14 protein-coding genes and 1 pseudogene are annotated in these 20,284 nt (G+C 38.5%); 8 read left to right on the forward strand and 7 right to left on the reverse strand.

The genetic code is table 11. The features are described 5' to 3' along the window. Positions 1-13: 13 nt before the first annotated feature. The 3 genes and pseudogenes from trpCF to ACNART_RS00975 all read right to left on the reverse strand — a co-directional run bounded on the left by trpCF (position 14) and on the right by ACNART_RS00975 (position 4,544). Entirely contained in the window at positions 14-1,369 is a 1,356-nt protein-coding gene (gene trpCF / locus ACNART_RS00965; protein ID WP_368926793.1) for a bifunctional indole-3-glycerol-phosphate synthase TrpC/phosphoribosylanthranilate isomerase TrpF, read from the reverse strand. 4 nt (positions 1,370-1,373) lie between these two features. Next, positions 1,374-2,967: pseudogene (gene trpD, locus ACNART_RS00970) on the reverse strand (bifunctional anthranilate synthase glutamate amidotransferase component TrpG/anthranilate phosphoribosyltransferase TrpD). After that, positions 2,967-4,544, reverse strand: coding sequence for an anthranilate synthase component 1 (locus ACNART_RS00975; protein WP_198625589.1), 1,578 nt, complete (start codon positions 4,542-4,544; stop codon positions 2,967-2,969). The pseudogene trpD and the gene ACNART_RS00975 overlap by 1 nt, the downstream one beginning before the upstream one ends. A 306-nt stretch (positions 4,545-4,850) precedes the next feature. Here ACNART_RS00975 and rnm point away from each other — a divergent pair, with 306 nt between their 5' ends. From rnm to ACNART_RS00995, 4 genes are all read left to right on the forward strand, one after another. Further along, a complete protein-coding gene (gene rnm, locus ACNART_RS00980) occupies positions 4,851-5,711 on the forward strand; it encodes an RNase RNM (RefSeq protein WP_198619566.1) in 861 nt (286 codons plus the stop codon). Between the two features lie 24 nt (positions 5,712-5,735). After that, on the forward strand, positions 5,736-6,356 hold the full coding sequence (locus tag ACNART_RS00985; protein WP_023582284.1) for an L-threonylcarbamoyladenylate synthase: 621 nt from the start codon (positions 5,736-5,738) through the stop codon (positions 6,354-6,356). Positions 6,357-6,790: 434 nt separating this feature from the next. Further along, positions 6,791-7,714, forward strand: a complete 924-nt coding sequence (gene rluB / locus ACNART_RS00990; RefSeq protein ID WP_088495702.1) for a 23S rRNA pseudouridine(2605) synthase RluB — start codon at positions 6,791-6,793, stop codon at positions 7,712-7,714. A gap of 219 nt (positions 7,715-7,933) precedes the next feature. Continuing rightward, positions 7,934-8,845 carry a hypothetical protein gene (locus tag ACNART_RS00995; RefSeq protein ID WP_232799477.1) on the forward strand — a complete coding sequence of 304 codons (912 nt, stop codon included), beginning with the start codon at positions 7,934-7,936 and terminating at the stop codon, positions 8,843-8,845. A 33-nt stretch (positions 8,846-8,878) separates the two neighbouring features. Here the strand turns inward: ACNART_RS00995 and cobO are convergent, their stop codons facing one another. Beyond that, on the reverse strand, positions 8,879-9,469 hold the full coding sequence (gene cobO / locus ACNART_RS01000; RefSeq protein WP_109372368.1) for a cob(I)yrinic acid a,c-diamide adenosyltransferase: 591 nt from the start codon (positions 9,467-9,469) through the stop codon (positions 8,879-8,881). Between the two features lie 19 nt (positions 9,470-9,488). Beyond that, positions 9,489-10,250, reverse strand: a complete 762-nt coding sequence (locus ACNART_RS01005) for a YciK family oxidoreductase (RefSeq protein ID WP_196533331.1) — start codon at positions 10,248-10,250, stop codon at positions 9,489-9,491. Between the two features lie 213 nt (positions 10,251-10,463). Between ACNART_RS01005 and sohB the strand changes: the two genes are divergently transcribed. Then, positions 10,464-11,510, forward strand: coding sequence for a protease SohB (gene sohB / locus ACNART_RS01010; protein ID WP_100158176.1), 1,047 nt, complete (start codon positions 10,464-10,466; stop codon positions 11,508-11,510). Positions 11,511-11,999: 489 nt separating this feature from the next. Here sohB and ACNART_RS01015 read toward each other — a convergent pair whose 3' ends face one another. Then, the gene (locus ACNART_RS01015; RefSeq protein WP_069369238.1) at positions 12,000-12,248 is read right to left on the reverse strand and encodes a YciN family protein; all 249 of its coding nucleotides are present in this window, start codon (positions 12,246-12,248) and stop codon (positions 12,000-12,002) included. 307 nt (positions 12,249-12,555) lie between these two features. Here ACNART_RS01015 and topA point away from each other — a divergent pair, with 307 nt between their 5' ends. Both topA and cysB read left to right on the forward strand, forming a co-directional pair. Continuing rightward, positions 12,556-15,153, forward strand: coding sequence for a type I DNA topoisomerase (gene topA, locus ACNART_RS01020; RefSeq protein WP_198619564.1), 2,598 nt, complete (start codon positions 12,556-12,558; stop codon positions 15,151-15,153). A 364-nt stretch (positions 15,154-15,517) separates the two neighbouring features. Further along, on the forward strand, positions 15,518-16,492 hold the full coding sequence (cysB, locus tag ACNART_RS01025) for an HTH-type transcriptional regulator CysB (RefSeq protein ID WP_109372364.1): 975 nt from the start codon (positions 15,518-15,520) through the stop codon (positions 16,490-16,492). A 61-nt stretch (positions 16,493-16,553) separates the two neighbouring features. Here cysB and ACNART_RS01030 read toward each other — a convergent pair whose 3' ends face one another. Next, positions 16,554-17,384 carry a hypothetical protein gene (locus ACNART_RS01030; RefSeq protein WP_198619563.1) on the reverse strand — a complete coding sequence of 277 codons (831 nt, stop codon included), beginning with the start codon at positions 17,382-17,384 and terminating at the stop codon, positions 16,554-16,556. A gap of 219 nt (positions 17,385-17,603) precedes the next feature. Between ACNART_RS01030 and acnA the strand changes: the two genes are divergently transcribed. After that, the gene (gene acnA, locus ACNART_RS01035; protein WP_368926790.1) at positions 17,604-20,276 is read left to right on the forward strand and encodes an aconitate hydratase AcnA; all 2,673 of its coding nucleotides are present in this window, start codon (positions 17,604-17,606) and stop codon (positions 20,274-20,276) included. Positions 20,277-20,284 lie beyond the last annotated feature (8 nt).

The following is a 20,284-nucleotide window of genomic DNA, read 5'->3' on the forward strand; positions in this document are numbered from 1 at the left end:
ATTTTTGTGAAATTTAGTTTAGCTGTAATTGTGCAAATACTTGGTTCAGACGTTGCGCATCTTTTATGCCGGGAGCCGACTCTACTCCAGAGTTAAAATCAAGCCCGATACAGCCTGTTTTAACTGCATCCAAACAGTTTTCACTGTTAAGACCACCTGCAAGTAACGCTTTTTCACGCAATGTATTAGGAATTTTTTGCCAATTAAACGTTGTTCCTGTGCCACCAGTGCCGTTATCAAGTACATATTTATTAACGTGTGAAACAGGAGAAATATCTGCGTGAATTGCCATATTTATTGCTTGCCAAATCTCACAGCTAGGTTGAATTCTTTGTCTAAGTTGCTCAATAAACTGAGCATCTTCTTGTCCGTGTAATTGAATGGCAGATAAATTAAGTTTTTCAGCATAGTCACAAATAAGCGTAATGGGTTGGTTTTGAAAAACTCCCACAAAGGCTAAGGGAGCTTGCGCTATCAACTCTTGTGCTTGTGACAATGTCACTTTTCGAGGGGATTTTTCTGCGAAAATCAACCCTGCATAATAAGCACCAGCTTGATAAACCGCTTTTACATCTTGTGTGCGAGTTAACCCGCACACTTTATGCTTTCCCAAAACGAGCGCTCTCACTGCTTGGTCAATATTTTCTTGTGACATTAAGGCGCTACCAACTAGAAACCCATTAGCATATTGGCTTAACGCTTGAACTTGCTGGTGGGTGTGAATACCTGACTCACTGATCACGATTGCATCTTTAGGCAATCCTTGGCTTAACTGCTGGGTACGCGCTAAATCGATAGAGAGATCACGCAAATCACGATTGTTAATACCGATAACTTTGGCATTGAGATTAATGGCACGTTGACGTTCTTCTTCAGTGCTTACTTCCGTTAATACACCCATGTTTAATTGATGAGCAACGGCTGATAGTGCACGATATTGCTCATCATCTAAGACAGAGAGCATTAATAAAATGGCATCTGCTTGATAAAAACGAGCTAAATAGATTTGGTATTCATCAATAATAAAATCTTTGCACAAAACGGGTTGATGCACGGCTTGGCTAACTTGACGTAAATAATCAAAGCTCCCTTGAAAATATTTCTCATCCGTTAATACCGAAATTACAGCAGCATAAGGCTGATAAATTTTTGCAATCGTAGCGGGATCAAAATCAGCACGAATTAGACCTTTTGAGGGTGATGCTTTTTTACACTCTAAAATAAAAACAGTATTGGGCTGAGTTAATGCCTGATAAAACGAGCGTGTTGATGGCTCTATTTGGTGCACAAATTCTGATAATGGTTGGCTTGCTTTACGTGCAATTAGATATTCAGCTTTATCTTTTACAATGGCGTTTAATACAGTCATGCTCTTATCCTCTCGCTGCTAATGCAGTTACACGATTTATTGCTTTACCGCTATAAATGGCGTGCATAGCAACTTCAGTATTCATTTTTAAATCTTCTTGCCCATGTAAACGCATTAATAAAGCGACATTAGCTGCAACAGATTCGGTATGTGCTCTTTTTCCTTCTCCTTGTAATAAATCTGCTAATAATTGACGGTTTATTTCAGGTGTACCACCTTCTAAATCAGTAATGGCACAAGGGCGAAGACCAAAATCACTAGGTGTCAGTTGATAACGTGTAATTTCACCATTGCGTAATTCAGCGACTTGAGTAGGTGCATGTAGTGAAACTTCATCCATTCCACCACTATGAACAACAGCAGCACGCTCATAACCTAAAACTTTTAATGTATCTGCGATAGGCATCAATAACTCTGGGCTATACACACCAATTAATGCTAATGGCGGACGCGCTGGGTTGATCAATGGACCTAATACATTAAATAACGTGCGTGTTTTCAATTGTTGGCGAACGGGTGCTGCAAAACGAAAACCACTGTGATATTGAGGTGCAAATAAAAAGCATAAACCCACTTCATCCAGTAATTGGCGCGCATCATCAGCACTTCTGTCTAAAGGGATACCAAATGCTGCTAATAAGTCGGAAGATCCAGAGCGGCTGGATACGCTACGATTACCGTGTTTCGCAACTTTGATACCTACTTCAGCTGCAACAAAGGCGCTTGCTGTTGAAATATTGATACTATTTGCACCATCACCGCCAGTGCCTACGATATCGCAAAAGGTATAATCAGGACGAGGAAATGGCAGTGCATTTTCGAGTAATGCGCGTGCTGCTCCTGCGATTTCTTGAGGATGTTCACCGCGCATTTTCATGCTGATTAATACTGCCGCTAATTGTGATTCTGTTAACTCACCGCGAATAATGGCGCTAAACAGTGTTTGGCTTTCTTCTAACGTCAATTGTTGTGCGCTAAATAATTTGTTGAAGATAGTTTCCATTTTATGCGTCTCCTTTAGGAGTTAATGCCCATGCGATTGTTTGCTCTAAAAGTTGTGCGCCTTTTGTGGTTAAAATTGATTCTGGGTGAAACTGAAAACCACAGGTTTTATGTTGACGGTGACGCACCGCCATAACAGTGTTATCGCACCAAGCATTAATAATGAGTTGTTCTGGAACTTGTTCTCCTGAAAGCGAATGATAACGAGCTACGGGTAAAGGGTTAGGTAAATTCACAAACATTTCGCTGTTATCGTGTTCAGCTAATGTCGCTTTGCCATGTAAGATCTCTCCACATGAAGAAACTTTGCCACCGTAAGCCTCAATAATGGCTTGATGACCTAAGCAAATACCAATTACAGGCAATGTGCCTAATACACGTTTTAACAGTTCAGGCATGCAACCTGCTTGTGAAGGTGCTCCTGGCCCCGGCGATAACAGTAAAATCGGGTTATCGAGCTCATGTAATTTTTGTTCAATAACATCGACTGCGACGCTATTGCGATAAATCACAATATTATTGCCAAGGCTACGTAATTGATCGACAAGGTTATAAGTAAATGAGTCGATATTATCGAGCAGTAAGATAGTCGCCATTAGCAAGCCTCCTGCATTTGAGTATTGGTGTGAGCTTGCAAAATGGCATTGATAACAGCTTGTGATTTATTGCGTGTCTCTTCTGCTTCCATTTTTGGATCTGAATCGAGCACAATTCCAGCACCAACTTGAATAGTTGCAATATTATTTTCAACATAAGCGGAGCGAATAACTATGCAAGTATCAAAATCTCCTGCGCCAGTAAAATAGCCGATAGCACCACCATAACTGCCACGTTTCGTTTTTTCATAACGAGCAATCAATTGCATTGCACTGACTTTCGGCGCTCCAGATAGTGTTCCCATATTCATACAGGCTTGATACGCATGGAAAATATCTAAATCATCACGCAATTTACCGACTACTCTTGAGACTAAGTGCATGACAAAAGCATAACGATCAACTTTTGTTAATTCAGCGACATAACGGCTACCTGCTTGGCAAATACGCGCTAAATCATTACGTGCCAAATCAACTAACATTAAATGTTCAGAAAGCTCTTTCGTATCAGTGCGCATTTCAAGTTCAATTCGACTGTCTAAATCTGCATTGATTGAACCATCTGTGTTGCGTCCTCTTGGGCGAGTTCCTGCAATTGGATAGATTTCAATTTGGCGATCACTTGTTTGATATTTCAATGCACTTTCTGGTGATGCTCCAAATACCGTGAACAAAGCATCTTGCATATAGAATAAATAAGGGCTTGGATTTTTCTCTTTCAACACTTGATAAGCGGCAAGTGGTGAAGGGCAAGCAACTTGAAAGCGACGTGATGGAACAACTTGGAAAATGTCACCTCGACGAATATAGGTTTTCATTGCCTCAACAATATCGCCATAACCTTTATCATCCATATTGCCTTGTATTGTTGATTCTGCTGCTGTTAAAGCGCGGCGGATAGGATGTTTTAAAGGTTGTTTAGCCAGTGAAATTAACTCAGATTGGCGTAAAGTGAGGCGCTGACACTCTGTTTTATCATCAGTAAAAGCAATGGAAATTAACTGACTATCTTTATTCTGATGGTCGATCACAATTAACTGTTCTGCTAAATAAAAGCAGTAGTCAGGGCATGAAAAAACGGTGTCTAATTCAGGAATGGGTTCAAATCCACTGACTAAATCATAAGCAAATAAACCGCCGACAAAAATAGCATTAGCATCTTTAGTGTCTTTATTAGCAAGAAAGAAACGTAAAGCATCAAATACGCTGGCTGATTTTAATTTGCTCTCTTCATCAATATCTTGTGCAGGTGAAGAAAAAGTAAAAACACACTGTTTATCGCTCTCTTGCATTAAGACCGCTTTTTCTTTTAGTGCGATTTTTAATGCAGGTAATAAACCTTGTCCATTAACGCTTAATGCATCAATAGTGACTTGATTTTTTACTGCGCTGATACGTAATGCGCTATCAACAATTAACAAACTTTTTAAGTTTGCTTTAGTGTCAACTTGTGCAGATTCTAATAATAATGTGTGATGTTTGTTTTCACATAATGTATTGAAAAGTAAAGCAGGTTCGCTGTGGTAAGGCAGTGGCGTTGCCTTGGTATTAAATGAGAATGCAAGTGATGTATTCATTATTATCGCTCTATATTATTTTTTACTAACTGTTTTTAATGCATAAAAAAACCCGCGTAGGCGGGTTTTAGATATCACTGACGTGAAGCAGGAGATCAAACCGCCCATAAAAGAGTATTGCGCCACCAAAGAGCGATAAGACGTTGATTAATATTCATAAGATCTCCTTACAGCTAACGACAGACAATAAGTTAATAGACTAGCTCGTGTTGTGTACTAGTAAACTGGATTGCGTTGGGTTCGTCAAGTACTTTATGGCATACTCTTTAAAAATTATTACCTTGCTAAGATGAAAAGGGAGAAGCGATGACAGAAGTGCTATCTGATTTAAGAGTGATTTATGATTTGCACAGCCACACTACCGCGTCAGATGGCGAGCTTTCACCAAAAGAATTGGTTGAGAGAGCGATAGAGCGTCAAATTAATGTCTTAGCGATTACAGATCACGATACAACAGCGGCGATTACTCCTGCTAATGATTATATTGCAGAAAAAAATCTGCCTCTTACCCTGATATCAGGTGTCGAAATATCGACTTTATGGGAGAATATAGAAATCCATATTGTTGGATTGAATATTGATATCAACCATAATGCAATGAAAGCACTCCTTTCGTCACAAAGCCAATGTCGTGAAACACGCGCGATAATGATAGGTGAGCGATTAGAAAAAGCGGGTATTGCAAATGCATTTGAAGGAGCAAAAGCCTTAGCACATGGTGGACAAGTTACAAGAGGACACTTTGCCCGTTTTCTCGTGAATGAAGGGCATGTTGCCTCGGTTAATAAAGTGTTTAAGCGTTATTTAGCGAAAGGTAAAACGGGTTATGTCCCCCCACAGTGGTGCTCAATAGGTGACGCTGTCACAGCGATTCATGAGGCTGGTGGCGTTGCAGTATTAGCGCATCCGGGACGATATGGTCTATCCTCTAAGTGGTTAAAACGCTTAACGCTTTATTTTAAACAACTTGGTGGTGATGCAATCGAAGTGGCACAATGCCAACAACCACCACAAGAACGAGAACAGCACGCAGCATTAGCGCAACTTTATGGGCTAAAAGCTTCGTTAGGTTCTGATTTTCATCGCCCTTGCTCGTGGATAGAATTGGGGCGTAATTTATGGTTACCCAGTGGTGTAGAACCAGTTTGGTCGCTATGGCAAGAGTAACATTAGAAATTCATTGAGGGATGTATGAGCCAACTTTTTTATATTCACCCTGATAATCCGCAGGCTCGTTTAATTGAACAAAGTGCTGATATTTTACGCAAAGGCGGTGTGGTGATTTATCCAACAGACTCTGGCTATGCTATTGGCTGTTGTTTAGAAAACAAAGATGCAATGACGCGAATTTGTCGTATTCGCCAATTAGATAAAAACCACAATTTCACACTGATGTGCCGTGATTTATCAGAAATCGCCAATTACGCTTATGTTGATAATGTGGTGTTTCGTTTAATAAAAAATAACACTCCAGGTAATTACACCTTTATCTTAAAAGCAACTAAAGATGTACCAAAACGTTTGATGAATGATAAACGTAAAACCATAGGTTTGCGTGTTCCTTCTAACCCTATTGCATTGGCATTGTTAGAAAATATTGGTGAGCCATTAATGTCAACAAGCCTGATTTTACCAGGCAACGATTTTGCTGAATCTGATCCGGAAGAAATCGAAGATTTATTAAGCAAACAAGTTGATTTGGTGATCCACGGTGGTTATTTAGGACAAAAACCGACAACGGTAATTGATTTAACAGAAGATACCCCAGTTATCGTGCGTGAAGGTACGGGTGATATTACGCCATTTCAGTAAGTCATTTAGCTGATTAAACTGAATTGGGAGTTAATGACTCGATAGTAATGACTCGATAGTGAAGAAATTTATCACGAGATAAAGAGATAAAAGGTGAAGGGATTTATCGCTTGTGTTAAATTTATACATTGCGATAAAAATCACGGTGTCTGTTTTTGAAATCGGTTATATCAACGCGTATTTTAAACGTTAAACACTATAACTTGATCTGCGAACAAACGGCTAAGCTATCGTTAAGGTTTTGCCAACGTCATTTTATCGCCACTATTTATCACAATGTTGATGTGAAAAATCATCAACATTGTTCACTATTGAATCAATAAACCTGTGTTTATTTCTTATTTTAATAAACATGGGTTATTTTTATTTAATTGATTTTTAAAAATTAATTCTATTTTTATGACGCCTGTGAAGGCGACACATGAGGTTGTTTCATGAGCGATAAATCGCAACGCACTGAAAAATTACAAAAAATCCTTGCTCGTTCTGGTCACGGTTCTCGCCGTGAAATTGAAGGCTATCTTCAAGAAGGGCGTATCAGCATTGATGGTACAAAAGCGAAATTAGGTGATCGTATTGATGTCACCACTACAGCAAAAATCCGCTTAGATGGCCGTATTCTAAATATTCGTGAAGCACAAAAAGATGTTTGCCGTGTGCTTGCTTATTACAAACCTGAAGGTGAACTGTGTACTCGCAGTGATCCGCAAGGTCGTCCAACCGTTTTCCAACGTCTTCCTCGCCTTAACAGTGCTCGCTGGATCGCCGTAGGTCGTCTTGATGTGAATACCAGTGGATTACTGTTATTTACAACTGATGGTGAATTAGCCAACCGTTTAATGCATCCTAGCCGTGAAGTTGAGCGTGAATACGCTGTCCGTGTTTTTGGTGAAATTGATGATGCGAAAATTCGTCAATTAACGCGTGGTGTACAATTAGAAGATGGTCCTGCTTCATTCCGCTCTGTTTCTTATCGTGGTGGTGAAGGGATTAACCAATGGTACAACGTTTCACTTACTGAAGGGCGTAATCGTGAAGTTCGCCGTATGTGGGAAGCTGTTGGTGTCCAAGTCAGCCGCCTTATTCGTGTTCGTTACGGTGACATCGATTTACCAAAAGGTTTACCGCGTGGTGGTTGGGTTGAACTTGGATTAGATCAAATCAACTATTTACGTCAATTAGTTGAATTAAACGACGAAACAGTAACAAAAGTTGCAGTAGAAAAAGATCAACGTCGTATCAAAGCGAATCAGATCCGTCGTGCAGTTAAGCGTCATACGAAAGTATCTGCTCGCACTTCAACATCACCAGCTAAAAGAGCGTCAAGTCGTCGCCAATCAGCAGGAAATAAAAAGTAATTAGCGAATAATTATTTATTATTTCAAATTAAATTTTCATTTTTAAAAAGAAGCACTCATGTTTTTATGAGTGCTTCTTTTTTTGATGGCTTTATTTTTATAATAAATATATCTATGATAATTACATTATTACGGTAGAAATATTAATAATTTTTTATTTAACGATAAGGTATTCAAAATAATATGTATCGTTATTTTTATTTAACAACAGTGTTATATATGACTTTTCTGATAGTAGGGTGCGACAACCCCGCAAAACGAGAAAAGCAGAACGGTATTTTTTATATCAGCAATAACCGATTAGAACCTTTAGAGTTTAAAGTTGATAATTCTTATTTCGTAATGGGTAAAGGTGAAGTTAAAAAAATAAAACTTAATAACGGAAAACATCTGTTAGTTGATAGTCATGGTGAACAGAGTGAATTTATGATTTATCCAGGCAATCGAGGCGGGATAATTAATCCAAATAGAGAAATATATTATAGTTTCACTTCGGTATTTAAACCAGATGATACACTTGATGATCTTCATATAGATGAGCGCACTGTATGGATTAACGGCATACTTGTACGCGGCGCCATTAATAGCTCTGACTCTCTTTTTATTGATAATAATATTTTTAATTGCGATATTCCATTAGATGAATCATTACCTACTTACTTATCTGATTGGGACGATAATGAAAAAGTGAATGTATTGACAAAATGTTTTTCAAGAGAGGATTTTTATCAATATATCGCTAAATATCCTTATGGTATTCACTTTTATTCTGAACGTGATTTGTTAACTGAATATTTAGCAACAGATAAGTTTAATTGGATAGATGGAGGGAACACACGAACAGATAATTTAACTCCACTAGAATATAATGTTAAATTTAGTAATGAAAAATTAACCAAAGAAGCAAATAGTATTTATGAAATAATGAAGAAATATTTAGCGTCAAGAGATCCTAAAGAAAAACAAATATTTTATGATGAATATCATAAATATTTAGTAAGAATGGCAATGATTTACAATCAACAAATACAAAATAATATTTTTGTAGATAGAGATGCCTATTTTGAATTTATGAAAAAAAATGGGAGAATATTTGGTGCTGGCATTTTAGGCGAGCCAATTCTTATTTAAGAAAAATATTCATTTTATAATAATCATTATAGGTCACCAATCTATACCTTTTTGCGCTTTTATTCCGCTGTCAAAAGCATGTTTTATAGGACGCATTTCTGTCACCGTATCGGCTAACTCAATTAATTTTCGATGGCAGCCTCTTCCTGTAATAATGACATTTTGGTGAGGTGGGCGAGAGCTAATAGCTGAAATAACTTCATCTAATGGTAAATAGTTAAAGCTAATCATATAGGTAATTTCATCAAGAATGACCAGATCGTACTCTGGATCGTTAAGTAGTTTCAGTGCATATTGCCAAGTATTCAAACAGGCAGCGGTATCTGCCGTTTTATCTTGTGTTTCCCAAGTAAAGCCCGTTTCCATTACATAAAATGGTACACCGAATTGTTCTAATAGGTTTCGTTCACCGTTTTCCCATGTACCTTTTATAAACTGCACAACACCGACTTTTTTTTGATGACCAACAGCACGCGTTGCGGTTCCCATCGCCGCTGTTGTTTTGCCTTTACCATTGCCAGTAAAAATTATCAAAATACCTTGCTCGTGTTGAGCTTGCTCAATTCGAGTATCTACTTTCTCTTTTAAACGTTGTTGGCGTTTTTGGTGTTGTGCATCATTCATTTTGTTACCTTAAATTATGTTATTCAGCGGGACCTGCTTTACGGCCAGGTTGTGCATCTAAAGATTGTCCTTTCACATCAATACTGTCATCACTCATAAGGTAGAGATATAACGGCATCAAATCTTTAGGTGTTTTTAATTTCTGTGCATCTTCATCTGGAAATGCACTTGCTCGCATTGCGGTACGAGTGCCACCAGGATTAATGCAGTTAATACGCAAAGTACTTTCGTTATATTCTTCATTAAGTACTTGCATAAAGCCTTCTGTTGCGAATTTAGAGACAGAATAAGCTCCCCAACCATAACGACCTTGGCGACCTACACTAGATGTGGTGAGGATAAGGCTTGCATGAGGCGCTTTGAGCATCAATGGTAGTAGTGCTTTTGTGAGCATAAATGTCGCATTAACGTTGACTTGCATAACGTCATGCCAAAGATTACTCGGTTGATTAATGATAGGTTCAACAACACCTAATAAACCAGCATTTTGTAATACACCATCAAGATGAGGGAAGCGTTTAACGAGAGTATCAGCAAATTGCTGAAAATCGTTCTCTGTCGCTGTAAGTAGATCAAGTGGATATAACATGGGCTGTTGGCCACCTGATGTGATTATTTTTTCTTGAACATCTTCAAGTTTTGATAAAGTACGGCCTAATAAGATAAGTGTTGCGCCATATTGCGCATAAGTTAGTGCGGCTTCTTTTCCTATGCCATCACCAGCACCCGTTACTAGAATAATTTTATCTTTTAGCACGCTATGATCGGGTTGATATTGCAACATATTGATATCCTGTCTAGTAAAAAGTAAATAAAGTGTAACGTCTTATTTGTCTAGCGACCAGTTTAGTCTGACTTTTTGTTTACAATTTATGGCTATTTTCTTTATGGTATTAAACATAATCATGCCTTTGTTGCTGGCGCTAAAGCAGAATTTCGTTAAACTAGGCATATTGGTTTTAGTCAGTGTTATTAACCTTAAAAAGAGGTCTTTGTGGAGTATATTTTGCAATATGGGCTGTTTTTAGCAGAAATTGTCACTGTTGTTGTGGCGATTATCGCTATCGTGTTGTTTTTCGTTGTAATTGGAAATAAAAAGCAAAATCGTAAAGGGACGTTAAGAGTCACAGATCTTGCTGAAGCTTACGAAGAAAAACAGCGCGTTATGCAACAAGCAAAAATGGACGATGCTGAATTAAAAGTCTGGTATAAAGCGTTTAAAAAGCAGCAAAAAAAAGAGAATAAACAGAGTAAAAACAATGCAAAAGAAGGTAAAAAAGGCGTTGTAAAACCTTGTTTATATGTGCTTGATTTTAACGGTAGTATGGATGCACATGAAGTGGGTGCATTACGTGAAGAAATCAGCGCCATTCTTTCTGTTGCACAAGCAGGTGATGAAGTATTACTGCGCTTAGAAAGCCCAGGCGGTATGGTTCACGGATATGGATTAGCCGCAGCTCAATTAACACGCTTAAAAGAAAAGGGTATTAAACTGACGGCGGTTGTCGATAAAGTGGCTGCTAGCGGGGGATATATGATGGCATGTGTGGCAGATAAAATTGTTGCTGCACCATTTGCGATTATTGGCTCGATTGGTGTTGTGGCTCAGATCCCTAACATTCACCGTTTGCTCAAGAAAAACGATATTGATGTTGAGTTGCATACTGCTGGCGAATATAAACGTACATTGACCTTGTTAGGCGAAAATACTGAAGAAGGTCGTGAGAAATTTAAACAAGATTTAAATGAAACGCATCTATTGTTTAAATCATTTGTGCATAAATATCGCCCTCAACTTGATATCGATAGCGTTGCAACGGGTGAGTATTGGTACGGTTCAGAAGCACTAAACAGAGGCTTAATTGATGAAGTTGGTGTCAGTGATGATTGGCTGATCAATCATATTAATGACTTTGAAGTTCTTTCTGTCCAATATGTTACCAAAAAGAAAATGGTTGAGCGAGTTACAGGTGGCGCAATGGAAAGTATTGATAAACTGATGATGCGTTGGGTACAAAGAAGTAAAAAACCGCTGCTATAAGCCAATAAGTACGCAATAAATGATATCAGTGATATGGATTATCGCTGATATCATCCTTCCTTACTCAGTCACTTTTCCTAAATCTTCTCAAAAAATATTCTAACTCTCTATTTTAAAAGCTTTTATTTCCATAAAATAAAAAAAGCCAGTGAAAATTTCACTGGCAATCAAAGAAATAATTGATATTGCTTATAACAACAGGGTAAATATTTCCTCTTTCTAGGAGGTTTCAATATAGCTGTAAATAGAAAATAAAAATAATTGATATTACTGATTGTATTGATAGGTAAGTGTAATCTTGAGTTGAGATGTGACAGAAAATCTGCATTATAATCAAACTGAATTATTATTCTTTATTTTTGTTTGATTATGCCAGTTATTGGCATCTGAATGAATGCAATAACTGGCAAGCAAAGTCTCTTTTTTGTTATCGATAAAGAGTAAATTAATTTACTTCAGTGATTAAATAAAAATAATCACGAAGATGACTTATTCTAAATGGTATTTATCAGATAACACATGAGCTAAATGCTTAAACATATTGAATGCTGCTGTGCTTTTTGCAGTAGGTAAACCTTGTTCATCTAAAAAAAATTCGCCTTTAAATACGAGGACATTACCTTTCTGTTCAACCGAATCTGCACGCATACCTTGTAAATAATCTTCATGTTCACATATGATTTTATTCGCTTTTTCAAGTAGCATCTCTGTTGTAATCGGTGTAGTTTGTGTTGACATAATATGTGCTCCTTAGAAAAATAATTTGTTGCGCCTCACTTTTTATCAGGTAGAGTGTGGCATTTTTAAAAGCTTAGCTACTCTATATGTAGCAAACAATGATTTGCCTGTACTCGGTCAAAGTAGTGAGGTGATTAAAATACCTCAAAAAAAGTGATGAGTTTTGAGCTTAAACAAAAGCTTTGAATAAAAACAGGTTGATATATTGCAAAACTAACGCAATATAAAAAAGAGATTTTAAACATTTTTTTAGTTGAGGGTATTAAACGATACCGTCATAACAAAGTTTAATTAGGTAAAGGTAATTATGGGTAAAGCTCTTGTTATCGTGGAGTCCCCGGCTAAAGCCAAAACGATCAATAAATATCTTGGCAATGACTACGTAGTTAAATCTAGCGTGGGTCACATTCGTGATTTGCCAAAGAGTGGTTCTGGCAGCCAGAAGAGCGAAAACTCATCCGCCACGAAAGGCGTGAAAAAAGTTAAAAAGGATGAGAAATCAGCCTTAGTCAGCCGTATGGGAATTGATCCCTATAATGGATGGAATGCGAACTATCAAATTCTACCCGGCAAAGAGAAAGTCGTGGCTGAACTAAAAGCATTGGCTGAGAAAGCTGATCATGTCTATCTCGCAACGGACCTTGACCGCGAAGGAGAAGCTATCGCGTGGCATTTACGCGAAGTTATCGGCGGTGATGATGAACGATTTAGTCGAGTGGTTTTTAACGAAATCACTAAAAATGCCATTACACAAGCTTTCCAAACTCCGGGTGAGTTAAATATAGATCGCGTTAACGCACAACAAGCTCGTCGCTTTATGGATCGTGTTGTGGGTTATATGGTTTCACCTTTACTTTGGAAAAAAGTTGCTCGTGGATTATCTGCGGGTCGAGTGCAATCTGTTGCTGTGCGTCTTTTAGTTGAACGTGAGCGTGAAATTAAAGCCTTTGTTCCTGAAGAATATTGGCAATTGCACGCGTCATTATTAACGCCTGACGAGCAACCGTTGCGTATGGAAGTCACGCATTATAATGATAAAGCCTTCAACCCTGTTTCATCCGATGAAACACAGGTGGCGGTTAAAGCATTACAAAATGCAACCTTCACGGTAAAAGATCGTGAAGATAGACCAACATCAAGCAAACCAAGTGCACCACTTATCACATCAACCTTACAGCAAGCGGCAAGTACGCGTTTAAGCTTTGGTGTGAAAAAGACGATGATGCTAGCTCAGCGCCTTTATGAAGCTGGTTATATAACCTATATGCGTACTGACTCAACTAACTTAAGTCAGGATGCAATTCAAATGGCGCGTGATTATATCAATGAGAATTTTGGTGCTAAATATTTGCCGAAAGAGCCAAATGTTTATTCGAGCAAAGAAAATTCTCAAGAAGCGCACGAAGCTATTCGTCCTTCAGATATCAACGTTATCGCAGAATCTTTAAAAGATATGGATAACGATGCCAAACGTTTATATCAACTGATTTGGAATCAATTTGTTGCTTGTCAAATGACACCAGCAAAATACGATTCAACCACATTAACAGTTGAATCAGGTGATTATAAACTACGAGCTAAAGGCCGTACTTTACGTTTTGCCGGTTGGACGAAAGTCATGCCAGCGATGCGTAACAAAGATGAAGACAAAACCTTACCTGCAGTTGATGTAGGGGCTAAACTGGCTTTAGCTGAATTAGAACCTACTCAGCACTTTACTAAGCCACCAGCACGTTTTAGCGAAGCGACTTTAGTTAAAGAGTTAGAAAAGCGCGGTATTGGTCGCCCTTCAACGTATGCTTCTATCATTTCCACTATTCAAGATCGTGGTTATGTGAAAGTTGAAAACCGTCGTTTTTATGCAGAAAAAATGGGTGAGATTGTAACGGATCGTTTAGAAGAGAATTTTAGCGATTTAATGAATTACGATTTTACTGCGCAAATGGAAGATCACCTCGACCATGTTGCTAATAATGAAGAAAACTGGAAAGCGGTATTAGATGCATTCTTCACCGATTTTAGTCAGCAATTAGAAGTTGCTGAAAAAGATCCTGAAGAAGGTGGAATGCGACCAAATCCAATGGTGATCACGTCGATTGAATGTCCAACTTGTTCTCGTCATATGGGAATTAGAACGGCGACAACAGGCGTATTTTTAGGATGTTCGGGCTATGCTTTACCGCCTAAAGAGCGTTGTAAGCAAACCATCAACCTTATCCCTGAAGATGAATTATTAAATATTCTTGAAGGGGAAGATGCAGAAACTAACGCATTACGTGCACGTCGCCGTTGCCCGAAATGTGGTACTGCAATGGACAGTTACTTGATTGATACTCATCGTAAATTACATGTTTGTGGTAATAACCCTGCATGTGATGGTTATGAAGTTGAAGAAGGTGAATTCCGCTTAAAAGGTTATGAAGGCCCAGTTATTGAGTGCGATAAATGTGGTTCTGAAATGCACCTAAAAATGGGGCGTTTTGGTAAATACATGGGTTGTACTAATGATGATTGTAAAAATACCCGTAAAATCTTAAAAAGCGGTGAAATTGCACCACCGAAGGAAGATCCTGTTCCACTTCCTGAATTGCTATGCGAAAAATCAGATGCTTACTTTGTCTTACGAGACGGTGCTGCTGGTGTCTTCTTGGCCGCAAACACGTTCCCTAAATCAAGAGAAACACGTGCACCAAAAGTAGAAGAACTGGTTCGCTTTAAAGACCGTTTAGCAGAGAAAATGCGCTATTTAGCAGAAGCTCCGGTGGCTGATCCTGAAGGAAATCCAACTATTGTGCGTTTTAGTCGTAAAACAAAACAGCAGTATGTTTCTTCAGAGAAAGATGGCAAAGCAACAGGTTGGTCTGCGTTTTATGTCGATGGCAAATGGGTTGAAAAAACCAAATAACATTGGCATTACGTGATAAATAAAAAAGCGACTAATGAGAGTTAGTCGCTTTTTTGTATTAAGACTGATGATCCAAGCTCTTAGTGACGACGATGCAAGAATGGTATGTAGTGTGATTAAATAATTTAGTGGCACTAATATTATGAAATAGAAGCTGACAGATAAGGTTGGCTTTTTTTATGCTTATTTATAGCTTATAACTATTCGATATAACAAAACCTAAATAACACTATTAATTACGTTAGACCGAAATGAAATAAGTGATATAGTGGTTATATATTACATCTTTATTATTCTTTTTAGTTATATGAATATAAATAGAATAACGGAATAATAAGTCTTTTGTTGAAGGGATAGCCTCTCCATGAAATTACAACAGTTGCGTTATATCGTTGAAGTGGTGAATAACGATTTAAATGTTTCGACCACGGCAGAGCGTTTGTATACATCTCAACCGGGAATAAGTAAACAAATTCGCATGTTAGAAGATGAGCTAGGTATACAAATATTTTCTCGCAGTGGCAAGCATCTAACGCATGTGACACCAGCAGGTGAAGAAATTGTAAGGCTGTCTAGAGAGATTTTGTCAAAAACAGAAGCTATTCGATCAGCTGCGGGTGAACACACTTATCCAGATAGAGGCTCACTATCGATTGCAACAACGCATACGCAAGCTCGTTATGTATTACCTCCAGTAATAAAAGGTTTTATTGAGCGTTATCCAGATGTTTCATTACATATGAACCAAGGTTCACCAACGCAAATTGCTGAAGATGTATGCAGAGGTAAAAGTGATTTTGCAATAGCGACAGAATCACTGCATCTTTATAACGATTTAGTGATGCTACCTTGTTATCGTTGGAACCGCATTGTGGTGGTTTCTAAAGATCATCCACTGGCACAAAAACGAGAAGTGACGCTTAAAGAGCTCGCAAACTACGATATTGTCACTTATACCCAGGGGTTCACTGGGCGTTCAGATCTTGATGATGCCTTCGGTAAAGTAGGGTTGAAACCTAAAATTGTTTTCACTGCAACCGATGCGGATGTTATTAAAACTTATGTGAGACTGCATTTAGGCATTGGTGTGATTGCCAGCATGGCATTTGATCCTGTACTCGATAGCGATTTAGTTGCCATTGATATGCGTGATAAGTTTAGTTATAGCACCACTAAAATTGCGTTTCGCCGTAGTGGTTTCTTACGTGGCTATATGTATGATTTCATGTGGCGTTTTGCTCCCCATCTTACGCGTAATTTGATTGAGCAAGCTGTTGCGTTGCGAACTAACGAAGAGATTGAAGAGTTATTTAAAGATATTGAATTACCATTAGTGTAATACTGAAAGGCGGGTCATTCCCGCCTTCAAGCGTGTTCATAAATCTAATTTCTGTTATTACTCATTTCAAATAAAAATCCCCACTAAAAAAAGCATCTGATTTTGCAATGCTTAGCTGACGATACTTGTTTAAAAAATCATAAAACTGCTGATTAATCAGTGGATCATCAAGTGCACTAGCATCAAATACAGAGGTAATGGTGGTGTACTCTAAAGAGAGGGTAAATTTACGACCGATACAACTGGCGAGTAGCATTTTTGCTGATTGATAAGAAAAACGTAGGCTCAAAATTTTCAGCTTTGGAACAAAAATAAGATGATTATTATGATTGAGTATCTCCGTGATCCCCGCAATAGTTATCGTTTGATAGCTGTCTAATGAGTTTCGTAAGCCGATTTCTATTTTTTGTCCTTGGGTACGTAAAAAATCAATAAATTCTCCAAGTGCAGGAGAGGTGGCATTGATTGCAGCTCCTAGTAATAATTGAATAAACGCTTGAGCAACAGAAAAATCAAAGGTTTGCTTATGAAGTTTTTTTGTTTCTATTTTATTGTGTCCTAGAAGGGGTAAATGGTTGAGCGTATCTAACCAATGTTCGGGGCGATAATAGGCTTCATTATCCTCTTTTTTTAATGCGGCAAGATGGTTTGCCATAATAGAAATGAGTCCAATTTGGATATTTTTAAGTTGTGACATTTTTTCTATTTCGGAAGGCTCAAAAGGTTTTGGTGACGCGATGATAAATTGCACTAAGCCTTCGGTATCTTTTATATTTTGAGAATGTAATGCATTCATCGATAAGGTTTGCGGAAAAGGAGGTGTAATAGGTTCTGCAAAATAGCGATCCGCATTCATAATATTTTTAAGTAAATCAGATTGTTTATTACTCATAAAAGTTATCCTTACGTAGTCATACCTCCACCATTAAATCCTAATTAAGCGAAAATCCTGAGATTAAAATTTATTAACACTATGACACCCATAACATTACGTTAACAAATTGTGTGGTCTTTAAGCGAAATTCGGCGTTATATGATATGTTTAATAAATAACCTTACCTATTTTGATGGTTTAAACATGCTGTCAGTATAAAAATAAGAAGGAGGAGCTATGTCGTTACGTTTGAAAAAAGAGAGCCATTCCACGCTCTTAGTCGGATCTCAAGAATATGAGTACTACCGTCTTTCAGAAGTTGCCCGCCAATTAGGCGATATTACCCGTCTTCCTAAGTCTCTGAAGGTGTTACTAGAAAACTTAGTGCGTTATCTCGACAATGATACTGTTGTTGACGAGGATATTAAGGCACTCGTTGAGTGGCAAAAAACAGCACATGCATCGCGAGAAATTGCATATCGACCTACAAGGGTACTTATGCAAGATTTTACAGGTGTGCCTGCGGTTGTTGATTTAGCGGCTATGCGTGAAGCTGTGAAATCTTTGGGCGGGCAAGTGGATAAAGTTAATCCATTATCACCCGTAGATTTGGTTATTGACCACTCTGTTATGGTTGATGAATATGCCAGTAAAAATGCGTTTGCTGAAAACGTGGAAATTGAAATGGAGCGTAACTATGAACGCTACCTTTTTTTACGTTGGGGGCAGCAATCCTTTGAACGCTTTCGTGTCGTGCCGCTAGGGACAGGAATTTGCCATCAGGTAAACTTGGAGTATTTAGGTAAAGCTATTTGGTCTGAGGTGCAAAATGGGCGTCATGTGGCTTATCCTGATACCTTAGTCGGCACAGATTCTCACACCACAATGATAAATGGTCTTGGTGTTTTAGGTTGGGGTGTAGGAGGCATTGAAGCAGAAGCTGCAATGTTAGGACAACCTATCTCCATGCTAATTCCAGATGTTGTTGGCTTTAAATTGACAGGAAAATTACGTGAAGGGATCACGGCAACTGATCTGGTATTAACCGTCACACAGATGTTACGTGCTCATGGTGTTGTGGGTAAATTTGTGGAGTTCTATGGTGATGGTTTAGCGTCATTACCTTTAGCTGATCGTGCAACAATAGCGAATATGTCGCCAGAGTATGGCGCGACCTGTGGATTCTTCCCAATAGATGAGATCACCCTTGATTATTTGCGTTTAACAGGGCGTGAAGAACAAGAAATTGCACTTGTTGAAGCTTATAGCAAAGAGCAAGGTTTATGGCGACATACAGGTGATGAACCTATCTTTACGTCAACATTATCGTTAGATATGGGAACCGTTGAAGCGAGTCTTGCAGGGCCTAAACGCCCTCAAGATAGAGTTAATCTGCCGAGTGTACCTAAGGCATTTAAAGCAGCTGTAGATCTTGAAACCAATAAGAAACCACTGGCGCAGTTTCCTCAAGTAAAAATTGATGATTATCCTGCATTTGAGTTAACCGATGGTGCCGTCGTTATTGCGGCGATCACATCATGTACCAACACATCAAACCCTAATGTCTTAATGGCAGCAGGATTACTCGCTAAAAATGCGGTAGAAAAAGGATTGCAGCGTAAACCTTGGGTTAAGTCTTCTTTGGCTCCTGGCTCTAAAGTCGTCACGGATTATCTTAATCTGGCAGGATTAACGCCTTATCTGGATAAGTTAGGGTTTAATCTTGTGGGATATGGTTGCACAACATGTATTGGCAACTCTGGGCCTTTATTAGCACCGATTGAAAGTGCGATTAAAGATAATGACTTAACTATTGCGGCTGTATTATCTGGTAACCGTAACTTTGAAGGTCGAATTCATCCCTTAGTGAAAACCAACTGGTTAGCATCGCCGCCTTTAGTGGTTGCTTATGCTTTATCAGGAAATATGAATATCGATCTTACTAAAGAGCCATTAGGTAAAGATAAACAGGGTGCTCCCGTTTATTTAAAAGATATTTGGCCTGACAGTAAAGCTATTGCAGATGCTGTTGAGAAAGTTAAAACAGAGATGTTCCATAAAGAGTACTCTGCCGTGTTTGAAGGCGATGAAACATGGAAATCACTGCAAACACAAGATACACCCGTCTATGATTGGCAACCAGACTCTACCTATATTCGACATCCTCCTTTCTTTGAAGGTATGTCAAAAACGCCGGCTCCGATTAAAGATATTCATCAAGCCAGTATTTTGGCTATTTTAGGTGATTCGGTGACAACGGATCATATTTCACCTGCAGGTAATATTAAGGCGGATAGTCCCGCAGGGCGTTATCTGCGTGAACATGGTGTCGAGCCGAAAGATTTTAACTCTTATGGTTCAAGACGTGGCAATCATGAAGTCATGATGCGAGGCACATTTGCCAATATTCGTATTCGTAACGAAATGGTGCCGGGAATCGAAGGTGGTTTTACCAAGCATATTCCAACTGGTGAAATATTGGCTATTTATGATGCTTCAATGCGTTATCAGCAAGAAAATACGCCGTTGGCAATTATTGCTGGTAGTGAATATGGTTCAGGCTCTAGCCGTGACTGGGCGGCAAAAGGAACACGTCTATTAGGTGTACGTGTGGTGATTGCAGGCTCTTTTGAGCGTATTCACCGTTCTAACTTAATCGGTATGGGAGTTTTACCTTTAGAGTTTCCTAAAGGGGTATCTCGTCAAACATTGGGCTTAAAAGGTGATGAGAAAATTGAGATCACAGGGCTTAATGCATTAATACCGAGCCAAGATGTCGCGGTTAATATTACTTTTGCAGATAATCGTACTGAAACTATTATGGCGCGTTGCCGTATTGATACTCAAACTGAATTAGCCTATTTCCAACATGGTGGCATATTGCATTATGTTATTCGTAATATGCTTTAATTAGTTTT

It is taken from the genome of Proteus sp. LHD240705 (assembly GCF_047921555.1).
Lineage (GTDB): Bacteria > Pseudomonadota > Gammaproteobacteria > Enterobacterales > Enterobacteriaceae > Proteus.